The following is a 1,486-nucleotide window of genomic DNA, read 5'->3' as shown; positions in this document are numbered from 1 at the left end:
ATTATTAAGAGTGATGAAAAATTTCTATTTGATTTAGTAGATTACATTTTAGTTAAAGATAGTCATATATTTTACAGAGATAATTTATTTATAAAATTGGTTGTAGAGGGAGGTGAAAAACATCCTTTGTTCAATCACTTACTTGATAAATTTGGAATTTCATCTTCAACCAATCATATTTTATCGTTGTGCATTAGTGAAAAAAGTGTTAATTATTTTGTGGGACAATATTTACAAAATAAAATAAAACTAAAAGAAAATATTAAAATTGATAATTTTCGAAATCATATCTCTCATTACAATTTTGAAATAGCTAAACTTTTAGAAATTGAAATGTCAAAAGTAGGCTATGTATTTTATGATTTTCTTGCAACTCCCGAAGAGTTTCATTCTAATGGACAAAAATTAAAAAACTTTGCTCAAGATAACTTTGAGATTTTGTTTAATAGAGAAAAATTATCAAATGAAATTTCAAAAGTTTTTGAAGATAATGAAGTTATTAAAATGACTTGGGATAAAATTCACGAAATCAGTTGGAAATGGTATGAAGAAACTGGTTTTCACGGCTTACAAAATTCAGTTTTTGGATTTATACAAAATCGATTAAAAAATCGAACAGGAATAACAAAGCAACAAATTTTAAATTATCTTGAGCGCGAAATTAATTTGCTCTATGAAATTAAAAATAAAATTAAAGATAGAAAAAGTGAAGGTTTTGAAATTAAACCAGAGCATATAGAATATATCAAAAATGAAAGTTTAAAAGTTGAGCGAGATTTTGATTTCAAAAATGTGTTGACGATAAAAGATGAGGATTATTTTACATTAAAAACTCATTATTACATCTTAAAAATGCTTTATTTTTTTGATAAAGAATTTGATGTTGAATACTCGAAAGAATTTTATCTTAAAACTCTAAAATATTGTAATATTTATGAAAGGGGTGAGGAGAATTTAGAATATATATTTAATAAAATCAACGATAAGGAAGTTTTTGATAAAGAAATTACTCAAAATATTAATTTTGAGGAAATGGATTACAGTACATTAACTGACCATATTAATTATGCTATCAAAAATAAATTACAAGATACTTATGAAAAAATAGGAGAATTTATAATTTATAATAAGAATATTCCTGGTAACAAAGATTTTTTAAAAAACTATACAGATTTATTATCTACACATAATCAACTAGAATTTCTAAAAAAATGTTGTGAGGATCAAAATAATTATTTATGTTGGGAAGCAGTAAAATTAATGCAAGAGAAGAATATAGGGAATCATTTTATACATCAATTGGCTAAAGACTATATTTCTAGTGAAGATGAATCATATTTTTCAAATGCTTTAGACTTATTATTCTATTTTAATGATTTGGATTCATGAGAAATTTATCTTGTTTTTCTTAAGAAATTCGGAATGGTAGCTTCAGATTTAAGGGATGATTTCTACATTAATAGTGTTGCAAAATTTGAAAATCTTG

Annotated in this window: 1 protein-coding gene; it reads left to right on the top strand. The window is 23.8% G+C overall.

The annotated features are described in order from the left end of the window. Window positions 1-1,389, top strand: a 1,389-nt coding sequence (locus DD829_RS23855) for a hypothetical protein (protein WP_165814889.1), incomplete at its 5' end; no start/stop codon positions are given. Window positions 1,390-1,486: the final 97 nt, after the last annotated feature.

The sequence above is a fragment of the Chryseobacterium sp. HMWF035 genome (assembly GCF_003094695.1).
In the GTDB taxonomy this organism is placed as follows: Bacteria; Bacteroidota; Bacteroidia; order Flavobacteriales; family Weeksellaceae; genus Chryseobacterium; species Chryseobacterium gambrini.
This window is presented reverse-complemented; position numbering and strand designations above follow the sequence as displayed.